The 9,130-nt window shown below is 70.5% G+C and carries 9 protein-coding genes; 4 read left to right on the top strand and 5 right to left on the bottom strand.

The annotated features are described in order from the left end of the window. Positions 1-117 precede the first annotated feature (117 nt). Positions 118-1,083 (top strand): M23 family metallopeptidase, encoded by a 966-nt coding sequence (locus VAE46_RS03480; RefSeq protein ID WP_322795525.1) that lies wholly within the window; start codon positions 118-120, stop codon positions 1,081-1,083. Between the two features lie 3 nt (positions 1,084-1,086). On the opposite strand, the gene VAE46_RS03475 is transcribed toward VAE46_RS03480, so the two are convergent. Beyond that, positions 1,087-1,941: an alpha/beta hydrolase gene (locus tag VAE46_RS03475; RefSeq protein ID WP_322795524.1), complete on the bottom strand. Its 855-nt coding sequence runs from the start codon at positions 1,939-1,941 to the stop codon at positions 1,087-1,089. Between the two features lie 94 nt (positions 1,942-2,035). On the opposite strand from VAE46_RS03475, the gene VAE46_RS03470 reads away from it, so the two are divergent. Beyond that, positions 2,036-2,569 (top strand): hypothetical protein, encoded by a 534-nt coding sequence (locus VAE46_RS03470; RefSeq protein WP_322795523.1) that lies wholly within the window; start codon positions 2,036-2,038, stop codon positions 2,567-2,569. A 3-nt stretch (positions 2,570-2,572) separates the two neighbouring features. On the opposite strand, the gene VAE46_RS03465 is transcribed toward VAE46_RS03470, so the two are convergent. From VAE46_RS03465 to VAE46_RS03455, 3 genes are all read right to left on the bottom strand, one after another. Continuing rightward, entirely contained in the window at positions 2,573-3,028 is a 456-nt protein-coding gene (locus VAE46_RS03465) for a hypothetical protein (protein WP_322795522.1), read from the bottom strand. Positions 3,029-3,047: 19 nt separating this feature from the next. Then, on the bottom strand, positions 3,048-4,091 hold the full coding sequence (locus tag VAE46_RS03460) for an LLM class F420-dependent oxidoreductase (protein ID WP_322795521.1): 1,044 nt from the start codon (positions 4,089-4,091) through the stop codon (positions 3,048-3,050). A 69-nt stretch (positions 4,092-4,160) separates the two neighbouring features. Beyond that, positions 4,161-5,408 carry a PQQ-dependent sugar dehydrogenase gene (locus tag VAE46_RS03455; protein ID WP_322795520.1) on the bottom strand — a complete coding sequence of 416 codons (1,248 nt, stop codon included), beginning with the start codon at positions 5,406-5,408 and terminating at the stop codon, positions 4,161-4,163. Positions 5,409-5,547: 139 nt separating this feature from the next. Between VAE46_RS03455 and VAE46_RS03450 the strand changes: the two genes are divergently transcribed. After that, positions 5,548-6,897 (top strand): cytochrome ubiquinol oxidase subunit I, encoded by a 1,350-nt coding sequence (locus VAE46_RS03450; RefSeq protein WP_322795519.1) that lies wholly within the window; start codon positions 5,548-5,550, stop codon positions 6,895-6,897. Next, positions 6,887-7,900 (top strand): cytochrome d ubiquinol oxidase subunit II, encoded by a 1,014-nt coding sequence (locus tag VAE46_RS03445; RefSeq protein WP_322795518.1) that lies wholly within the window; start codon positions 6,887-6,889, stop codon positions 7,898-7,900. The genes VAE46_RS03450 and VAE46_RS03445 overlap by 11 nt, the downstream gene beginning before the upstream one ends. 10 nt (positions 7,901-7,910) lie before the next feature. On the opposite strand, the gene VAE46_RS03440 is transcribed toward VAE46_RS03445, so the two are convergent. Further along, complete coding sequence (locus VAE46_RS03440) at positions 7,911-9,038, bottom strand: alpha/beta hydrolase (protein ID WP_322795517.1); 1,128 nt, start codon at positions 9,036-9,038, stop codon at positions 7,911-7,913. Between the last annotated feature and the right edge of the window lie 92 nt (positions 9,039-9,130).

Here is a 9,130-nt window from a genome sequence, read left to right as displayed (position 1 = left end):
GGGAACCGGGAGCGCCGCCCTGCCCTGCTACGGTGGGAGGTGGGAGGTGGGAGGTGGGAGCCGGGAGGTGGGAGGTGGGAGGTTGAGGGGGAGGGGCGGGTGGGGGAAGCTAGCGGTATGCCGATGGAGAAGCTGGTGGGCGCGGTGCTGGTGCTGGCGGCTGCCGCGCTGGCGGCCGGGGGGTGCGGGGGCGGAGGGGATGAGCCGCCGGTGGTGGTGCGGATGGTGACGCCCGCCGGGCCGCCGCCAACGCCGACGCTCCCGCCGGGGGTTTCGCCGACACCGCTGGTGGCACCGGAGCTGGTGCTTTCGACCATGGAGGTCTACCAGGCGGGGGCGGTGCTGGTTTCGGTCACCGGCGATGTGGCCGGCGGCCAGGTGAGCTTCCTCGGGCGGAAGTTCCCGCTCATCCGGGGGAGCCAGAGCCAGTTCACCTTCGTGCCGGTGGCGACCGATGACCCGCCGGGTCAGCACCTGCTGACGGTCGATGTGCGGCTGCCGAACGGCACCCGGGGAACGCTCGAGGCGACGATCACGGTGCTCCCGGCGGAGTGGACGGTGGACTACCTGGAGTTCAGCCCGGAACAATCAGCGGAGTTGCTCGACCCGGCGGTGGTGGCGGCCGAGCTGGAGCTGCTCCGCGACATCTATGTGAAGGTGACGCCGCAGAAGCTCTGGAACGGGCCATGGCTGCTGCCGGTACAGGGTGCGCTGACGGCACGCTTCGGGGAGCAGCGATCGGTGAACGGGGCGCCGCCGTCAGGCCATCATGGCGGCACCGATATCGGGGCGGAAGAGGGCACGCCGGTCGTGGCGACGAACTCGGGGACGGTGGTGCTCGCGCGCGAGCTGAAGGTGCGGGGAAACATGGTGGTCATCGACCACGGCGGGGGGCTGTATTCGGGCTACGCCCACCTGTCATCGATTGCGGTGGCCGAGGGCGACCGGGTGGAGGCTGGGCAGGTGATCGGCGCGGTCGGCAATACGGGGCTTTCGACCGGGGCGCACCTGCACTGGGAGATGGCGGCCTACGGCGTGCTGCTGGATGCGCTGCGCTTCACCGACGGGTCGAACGGCTTCTAGGCTTCAGCTTTCGAGGAATTCGCGGACGACGCGGGCGAAGGCTTCGGGCTGGTGCAGGGGCACCTGGTGGCCGGCATTGGGGATTTCGACCAGGCGGCCGTTGGGCAAGCGGCGCACCATCTCCTGCGCGATTTCCGGCGAGAGGATTTTGCTCTTCTCGGCGCGGATGACGAGGGTGGGGCAGGTGATGTGCTCGAGGCTCTCCCAGAGGTAAGGGATCTCGGCGATGGCGCCGCGGCCGGTGGCCTGGTGGATGGCGGGGTCGAAGCGGAAGACGAGGTTGCCGGTCGCCTCATCGAGCTGGAGGGAGGCGTAGACCTGGCGGAGGAGGAAGGCCCGGTCGCGGCCGGGGTAGAGGGCGGCGAAGTGCTCGATTGCCTCGGCTTCGGTGGCGAAGCCGGGTTGCTTCTGGGCTTCGCCGGTGGAGCGGCGGATGCCGCGTGCACCCTGGTCGGCCATCTGGGGGCCCATATCGGCGAGGACGAGGTGCTTGAGGCGGTGCGAGTGGTCGCGGGCGTAGCTCATGGCGATGCGGCTGCCGATGCTGTGGGCGACCAGGTCGAAGGCCTCGAGGTCGAGTTCTTCGACAAAACCGCGCAGGTCCATGGCGAAGGCCCAGACGAGGTAGCCGCCGGGGGCGTGCTCGCTTTCGCCGTGGCCGCGGAGGTCGGGGGCGTAGACGCACCAGCGGTCGATGAAGCGCTCGGCGATGTGCTCCCAGTAGCGGGCGTTGTTCATGAGGCCGTGGAGGAGCACGAGGGGTTCGTTGCTGACGTCGCCCCAGCGGAGATAGTGGTGGCGGAGGCCGTGGATGGTGAGGTAGCCGTCTTCGCCGTGGAGGGCAGGTTGGGTGGTCACGGTTGGGAGTATACGGAGCCGGGGGCGCATGGCGCGAAGGCCGGCGTGGGCGCGCCGGTTGCGGCCGGGCGGCCGGGGTGGTTCGCTAGGGAGCGTGACTGAGGAACGGGCCGCGGGGGTGCCGCAGGGGGAGCCGGTTGGCATTGCGGGATACGTTTCGCCGTACCCCTACGTGGACCGGCTGCAGGAGAAGATGGAGGAGCGGCTGGCCCGGCGGGTGCCGGCGAGCGGGCGGTTTTGCGGGTTTTGCTACGCGCGGCTGCGGGCTGAGGACACGGTCTGCCCGTTTTGCGGGACTGCGACGGCCGAGCGGGAGCCGGTCAGCGAGATCCCGCAGGAGGTGCTCCGGCTGTACCTCGCGAAGCAGAAGACGGAGGCGCGGTGGGTCCACGGCGGGGCGTTTTTCGGGCTGGTCGTGGCCTCGGCGCTCTTCATCTGGATGGTGATCTGGGGCCCGGGCATCCTTGGGCACCCGGCGTTGGCCTTCGGGGTGCTGCTGCTGGGGGGCTACGTGCTGGCGCAGCTGTTTGGGACGTTCATCGGGGCGCAGATCGGCTACCGCAAGGGCGCGCGGAGACGGGACGCGATGTGGGCGGAGTTCCTCGCACGGCGGGACGGCGCGGGCTGAAGCTCAGGACACCGGTTCGCCGAGGAGTTCGGCGAGCACGCGGCCGAAGGCGCGGCGGGCGGCATCGATGCGGTCGGGCGGGCAGCCTGCGATGGCGAGCCGGATGCTGCCGCCGACACGGACATCGAGGCTGGCGAATCCGCGGACGGTGGTCGGGGGTTCGAGGCCGAAGCATTCAAATTCGATCTCTTCGCCCCAGGCGGCGCTGGAGGATTCAATGGGGACCGCCACGGCGCGGAGGCCGGCCCCGGCGATGCTCCAGATGCGGAGCACGCGCGGGGCGTAGGGGTCGTGCACCGGCCGTTCTTCGCAGGGGTGGAGCGGGGGCGGCTCGCAGCCGAGCAGCGCGCCGAGGAGGGCGAGGGCTTCGCGCTCAAAGGCGCGGGCGGCTGCGAGCCGGGAGCGAGCCTCGGCGGTGAGGTGGCCGGGGAGGACGAAGGTGAACTCTTCGAACGCCATCGGTGCCTCCCCGGGCGGGCTAGCGGGCGGCGGCTGCGGAGCCGGTGAGCTGCGGCATGAGCTCGAGGACGCGCGGGTCGCGGTTGCCGATGAGGAGGGTGCCGACGCCGGCATCCTCCCAGGCGCGGTAGCGCTCGCGGATGCGCTCGACGGGCCCGACGAGCGCCATTTCGTCGGCCAGCTCATCGGGGACGGCGGCCTCGGCTTCGGCCTTCCGGCCGGCGAGGTAGAGCTCCTGGATGCGGGCAGCGGCTTCGCCGTAGCCGTAGCGGTGCATCAGTTCGTTGTAGAAGTTTTTCTGGCGGGCACCCATGCCGCCGACGTAGAGGGCGATTCCGGGCTTGGTGGTGGCGAGCCCGGCTTTGACGTCATCGGTGATGACGACGCTGCAGGTGGCGACGATATCGAAGTCCTTCATGGACTTGCCGTTGCCGGCGCGGGCGAAGCCGGCTTCGAGGTCGGGCCGGAAGACATCCATGCGGTAGGGGGAGAAGAAGGCCGGGATCCAGCCGTCGGCGATCTCGGCGGTGAGGCGGATGTTGTTGGGGCCGAGGGTGGCGAGGTAGATGGGCATGTTGCGCCCGTGGAGGATGCTCTTGAGCGGCTTGCCGAGGCCGGTGGCGCCGGGGCCGGTGTACGGCAGGCTGTACTCCTTGCCGTGGAATTCGACGGGTTCTTCGCGGGCCCAGATTTTGCGGAGGATGGCGACGTACTCCCGCAGGCGGGCGGCGGGCTGCCCATAGGGCTGGCCGTGCCAGCCTTCGACCACCTGGGGGCCGGAGAGCCCGAGGCCGACCAGCATGCGCCCGTTGCTGAGGGCGTCGAGGGTCATGGCCGTCATCGCGGTCATGGCGGGGGTGCGCGCCGGGATCTGCATGATGGCGGTGCCCAGCTTGATGCGGCTGGTGAGGGCAGCGAGGTAGGCGAGCGGGGTGACGGCGTCGGAGCCGTAGGCCTCGGCCGTCCAGACGGAGTCCCAGCCGAGCCGTTCGGCTTCGAGGACAGACTGGACGGGCAGTTCAAGGCGGGCGCCGGAGTAACCGAGGTAGAGACCGAGCTTCATGGGAGCACTCCCGTTGGGTAAAGGTAGGGGTCCCATGGAGTGTAGCGGGTTTCCCGCCGAATGGGATGGTTAGCGCGCCTCGAGGCGGTAGAGGGCGCCCTCCTGGTCGCGCACGATGTAGAGCTCGCCGGCGTCGTCTTCGCCGAAGGAGGAGATGCTGCCGGGGAAGTCATCGAGGCGGGTGGATTCGAGGCGGCCACCGGAGAACCAGAGGGCCCAGGCTGCACCGGTGCAGTAGTCGGCGAGGAGGTAGGCGCCGCGCAGGGCGGGGATGGCGCTGCCGCGGTAGACGTAGCCCCCGGTCACGGAGCAGCCGTCATCGTGGGTGTATTCGAAGACGGGGAGGGTGAGGCCCTCCCTGGCGCAGCCGGAGGACGGGCGGTAGCAGCGGGTGCCTTCCATGATGCTCCAGCCGTAGTTGCGGCCGCCCGGGCCACCGGCGGGTTCGAAGTTCACCTCCTCGCGGTCATCCTGGCCGACATCGGCGATCCAGAGGTCGCCGGTTTCGCGGTCGAAGCTGAAGCGCCACGGGTTGCGGAGGCCATAGGCCCAGATTTCGCGGCGGACGCCATCGCCGGCGGAGGCGAAGGGGTTATCGGGCGGGATGGCGTAGGCGAGCCCCGGCGCGGGGGCGCCGTCGACATCGAGGCGAAGGAGCTTGCCGAGGAGGGTGGTGCGGTCCTGGCCGGCGCCGAGAGGGTCGCCGGACCCGCCGCCATCGCCGAGCGCGACGTAGAGGTAGCCGTCGGGTCCGAAGGCGAGCATCCCGCCATTGTGGTTGGCGTAATCGTCGGGGACGGCGAAGAGGACCCGGCGGGAGGCCGGGTCGGCCCGATTGGGGTCGGAAGCCGAGACGCGGAATTCGGCGAGGGTGTTGTCGGCATTGCTGGCGGTGTAGTAGACGAAGAAGCGGCCGTTGCTGGCGAAGCCGGGGTGGAACGCCAGGCCGAGGAGGCCCTGTTCATTGCCGCTGGAGCGGACGAGCGAGCGGATATCGAGGAAGGGTGTGGGGAGGACCTGCCCGTCACGGACGATGCGGATGGTGCCGCGCTTTTCGACCACGAAGAGGCGGCCGGAGCCATCCCCGGCCCCGGTGACGAAGGTCGGGCGGTCGAAGCCATCGGCGACCTCTTCGAAGGCAAGCTCCGGGAGACCGGGAGCCGGCGCGGAGGGTGTTCCGCCCGCGGACGGCGTGGGCGTGGCGGCGGGCGGCGTCCCGGGCGCGGGCGTCGGCGCCGGCGCGGTATCGGTGCCGTCACAGGCGAGGCCGATGACCCAGATGACAAAAGGGAGGATGCCAAGGCCGAGGGATCGCATTGGGGGATGGTACAGGACGGCGGTTTCCCGACGGGAAAGGCGCCATCGAGGGATTCGATAGCGACATTCACGGGACAGGGGCACAGGGGCCATCGCGCTGGGGCATACTGGCGATGCACCGACGCCGCGGAGGGGGCCAATGGAGTTCGATACGCTGCTCTCGGCGCGGGCCCTGATGGGCCTTTCGCTGGTGTTCCACACGTTCTTCACACCGCTGGGGATCGGCCTGCCGCTGCTCCTGTTCATCGTGGAGGGGCTCGGCCTGAAGACCGGGGACCCGCGCTACCGGGAGCTGGCGCGGGCGTGGACGCCGATCGTGGGGCTGCTGTTCGCGGTGGGGGCAGTCTCGGGGACCGTGCTGTCGTTCGAACTGGGGCTGCTGTGGCCGCGCTTCATGGAGTACGCGGGCGGGATCATCGGGATGCCGTTTTCGCTGGAAGGGTTCGCGTTCTTCACCGAGGCCATCTTCCTGGCGATCTACATCTACGGCTGGAACCGGCTGTCGCCGGTGGCGCACTGGCTGACGACCATCCCGCTGGTGGTGAGCTCGGCGATCTCGGCGGTGTTCGTTATTTCGGCGAACGCGTGGATGAACACGCCCGATGGCTTCCGGGTGGTGAACGGCGAGGTGGTGGATGTGGACCCGTGGGACGCGATGTTCAACGCGGCGTGGCTGCACCAGGCGATCCACGGGACGCTGGCCTCGTACGTGGTGACCGGCTTCGCCGTGGCCGGGGTTTATGCGTGGCTGCTCTGGCGGAAGGTGCCGGCGGTGCATCCGAAGCTGGGGCTGCAGGTGGCGATGGCGCTGGCGGCGGTCGCGATCCCGCTGCAGATCGTGGCAGGGGACTTCGCCGCGCGGCGGGTGGCTGAGCTGCAGCCGGTGAAGTTCGCGGCGATGGAAGGGCAGTACGAAACCGAGCGCGGGGCGCCGCTGCGCATTGGCGGCATCCCGGTGGACGGCGAAACGCGCTATGCGATCGAAATCCCAAAGCTGCTGAGCTACCTGGGCTACCGCGACTTCGATGCCGAGGTACTGGGGCTGAACGACGTTCCGGAGGACGAGCGGCCGAACGAGCTGCTGACGCATCTTTCGTTCCAGGTGATGGTCGGGGGTGGGTTTGCGCTGCTGTTCCTGGCGGGCTGGTACTGGGTCGCGTGGTGGCGCCGCCGGCGCGAGGCGTGGCTGCCGGGGCGGGCGCTGACGTGGGCGCTGGTGGCGGGCGGATTCGTCTCGTTTGCGGCGCTGCAGACCGGGTGGTTCGTGACCGAATTCGGGCGGCAGCCGTGGGTGGTGTACGGCTACCTGCGGACCTCGGAGGGGGTAACGGAGCAGGACGGCATCCTCGGGTTCTTCATCCTGTTCACGGCGCTGTACGTGGTGATTTCGATTGGGCTGGTGACAGCGCTCCTGCGCTGGCCGCACAACGGACCGAAGCGCGAGGCGGCGGCCCGCCCGGCGGGAAGCGAGGTGCCGGGTGTCGCCTGAACTGCTGGCCGCCGGGGTCGCGCTGGCGGCGGTGATGCTGTACGCGATGTTCGGCGGGGCGGACTTTGGCGGCGGGATCTGGTCGCTGCTGGCGAGCGGGCCGCGGAAGGATGAGCAGCGGCTGGCGCTCGAGCGGGCGATCGGGCCGGTGTGGGAGACCAACCACGTGTGGCTCATCCTGCTGGTGGTGACGCTCTTCGTGGTCTTCCCGGCGGCGTATGCGGTGATTTTCGAGGCGCTGTATGTGCCGCTGTTCATCGCGCTGCTGGGGATTGTGGCCCGGGGAGCAGCGTTCGCCTTTCGGCACTACGGCCGGCGGGATTCGCGGCTGGCGGCGCAGTCGCTGCGCTGGTTCTCGTGGGCGAGCCTCGCCACGCCGTTCTTCTTCGGGACGGTCATTGGCGCGGTGACGGCCGGCCACCTCGAGGTGGAGGGCACGCGGGTGCTCGCGGGGCCGTTCGAGGGGTGGCTGCGGCCGTTCGCGCTCATGTGCGGGCTGATTGGGATGCTGATTTGCGCGTTCCTGGCAGCGGCCTACATGGTGCCGCGGACGGAAGGCGCACTGCAGGAGGATTTCCGGCGGCGGGCGATCGCCGCCTCGCTGGCGCTGGGCGCGGCGACCACCCTGGCGATCCCGGTGGCGGCAGCCGACGCGGAGACCTTCGCCGGCCACCTGGATGATGGGCGGGTCGTCGGTGCGATGGCGGTGACGGCGGTGCTGGGGCTGGCCGGGCTCTGGGCGCTGTGGACCCGGCGGTACCGTCTTGCCCCGGTGCTGGCGGGTGCAGCGGTAGCCGGGGTGGTGGCGGCGTGGGGGCTGGCGCAGCACCCGTATCTGCTGGCGGATGCGCTGACCTACGAGGACGCCGCCGCGGCGCGGGTGACCGTCACGTCGTTCCTGGTCGCGCTGCCGATCGGGGCGCTGATCCTGGTGCCGTCGCTGCTGCTGCTCTACCTGACGTTCTCACGCGAGACGCTGGGCGGGGAGGAAGCCGCCCACTGACCGGGGCGGGTCAATCGAGGGTGCGCAGGAAGTCGCGGACGGCGTCGGCGTAGCCTTCGGGGTCAACGTTCCAGCTGCGGATATGGCCGGCGCCGGGCGTGCGCACGTAGCGGACGATATCGGGGCGGGCGGCTGCCAAGGCGTCGGAGAGTTCGACCGGGATGACGGGGTCGGCGTCGCCGTGGAAGAGGAGCACGGGCGCCTGGAGGTCGAGGGCGGTGCGGCGGTGGTCGAAATCGTCCCAGCGGAAGCCGTAGCGGCGGGCGGCGATACGGTTGGAGACGGCGAGGTAGCGGAGGGGGATGCGGCGCTGGCGGGCGCCGTGGGCGACGCAGGATGCGAAATCGAGCATGGGGGCATCGAGGATGAAGGCCGCGGCGCGGTGGGCGAGATCGGAGCGTTCGATGAAGGAGAGAGCGATGGCGCCGCCCATGGAGTAGCCGACGAGAAGGAGGCGCCGGGCACCGCGGTCGAGAGCCCAGCGGGCGGCGGCTTCGAGCTCTTCGTATTCGTCGCGGCCGTAGCTGTAGCGGCCGTGGGGGGACGGGGGGCAGCCGTCGTCGTTGCGGTAGGTGATGGCGAGGGCGGGGAAGCCGGCTTCGACCAGGAGGGGCAGGAGGCGAAGGGTCTCGCGGCGGTTGGCGCCCTTGGCGTGAACCATGACGGCCCCGGTGTCGCGGCTTCCGGGGATGTACCAGGCCGGGAATTCGCCGAGCGGCGCCGGGATGGCGACCTCCTCGAAGGCGATGCCGTGGGCCTCGCGGGGGTCGCCGGGGAAGGCGAAGGGGTCGAGGCGGGCGAAGTCGCCGGGGCGGATGTCGCCGGAGAGGGGTTCGAAGTCGCGGATGGCGACCACCCCGTTGGTTTCGCGCACGGGCCCGAGGCGGGCGAGGCCGCGAGCGGCTTCGAGGAGGTAGTGGCCGGGTTCGAGGTGCGCACCAGGAAGGCCTTCTGTGCCGCGGCGCAGGGTGACCCGGCCGGGTGCGATGGCGGTGATGCGCACCGAAAACGGGGCGGGGAGGCGGTCGGCGGCGGGGTCGAAGCCAGCGCGGTGGAGGAGGCGAGCGAGGGCGAAGCCGGGCGCGAGGGCGAGCGCGCCGGCGGCTGCGACGGAGGCGGCGAGGGTGCGGGTGCGCATGGAGAGATCGTAGCGGGTGAGCCGCGTGGGAGGGTTCAGAAGAGCGCGATGGGGTTCACGGGGGAACCGGTGCCGCCGCGGACGTTGAGCGG

This window comes from Tepidiforma sp. (assembly GCF_034433535.1).
Classification (GTDB): domain Bacteria; phylum Chloroflexota; class Dehalococcoidia; order Tepidiformales; family Tepidiformaceae; genus Tepidiforma.
This window is presented reverse-complemented; position numbering and strand designations above follow the sequence as displayed.

Bases quoted from the DNA above. Each gene is read 5' to 3' on its own strand.
- VAE46_RS03480 (WP_322795525.1), top strand. From the start codon at position 118: ATGCCGATGGAGAAGCTGGTGGGCGCGGTGCTGGTGCTGGCGGCTGCC.
- VAE46_RS03465 (WP_322795522.1), bottom strand. From the start codon at position 3,028: ATGGCGTTCGAAGAGTTCACCTTCGTCCTCCCCGGCCACCTCACCGCC.
- VAE46_RS03460 (WP_322795521.1), bottom strand. From the start codon at position 4,091: ATGAAGCTCGGTCTCTACCTCGGTTACTCCGGCGCCCGCCTTGAACTG.
- VAE46_RS03455 (WP_322795520.1), bottom strand. From the start codon at position 5,408: ATGCGATCCCTCGGCCTTGGCATCCTCCCTTTTGTCATCTGGGTCATC.
- VAE46_RS03450 (WP_322795519.1), top strand. From the start codon at position 5,548: ATGGAGTTCGATACGCTGCTCTCGGCGCGGGCCCTGATGGGCCTTTCG.
- VAE46_RS03440 (WP_322795517.1), bottom strand. From the start codon at position 9,038: ATGCGCACCCGCACCCTCGCCGCCTCCGTCGCAGCCGCCGGCGCGCTC.